Source organism: Desulfoluna butyratoxydans (assembly GCF_900699765.1).
Lineage (GTDB): Bacteria > Desulfobacterota > Desulfobacteria > Desulfobacterales > Desulfolunaceae > Desulfoluna > Desulfoluna butyratoxydans.
Map to the genome: position 1 here is coordinate 1 of NZ_CAADHO010000034.1, position 596 is coordinate 596.

At 53.5% G+C, this 596-nt stretch carries 1 protein-coding gene; it reads left to right on the forward strand.

Going from position 1 to position 596, the window contains the following annotated elements:
• The coding region (locus tag MSL71_RS26345; protein WP_180147519.1) for a transposase at positions 1-318 on the forward strand (318 nt) is incomplete at its 5' end.
• Positions 319-596: the final 278 nt, after the last annotated feature.

Genomic DNA, 596 nt, shown 5'->3' on the forward strand with positions numbered 1-596 from the left:
ACCATCACTTACAAAAAGAAAGGTTCCCGACGCCCCAGGCGACTGACACTTGAAGTGATGGAGTTCATGAGGCGCTACCTCCAGCATGTGCTCCCCACAGGGTTTATGAAAGTGCGGTATTACGGCTTTATGAGTCCGGCGTCGGTCCTCGACCTCAAAGAGGTGCGCAAGCAAGTCATGGATGCCTTGCAGGGTGGGGATATCGTTCCACCACCCCAGGTCCCTGCAAAGCCATCGCTATGCAAATCCTGCGGAGGCGTGCTCAAATACGTCTGTGGTCTTTATGCTCTGGTTCTTCCACCCGACGATGACGGGTGATGGGGTATTGCCGACAAGCTGAATGTCAAAGAGCTGACTCCATGCCAAGGATCAGAGCCCTTGGGGTGCGCCTTGAGGCATGAACACGCCAAAACAGGAAGCATGCCGAGCCACAAAACACGAGACAAATCAGTGAAACCGATGCGACGAGTCACCACATCACGTCAATGAAGCAGCCCATCTCGCAACTCAGAGGTGGGCTCCCGCCTGTTTGCTGAAAAGCAATACCCTATAAGACCATCGAGTACCGAAAACCGGGCTTCTTGAACAAAGGATTG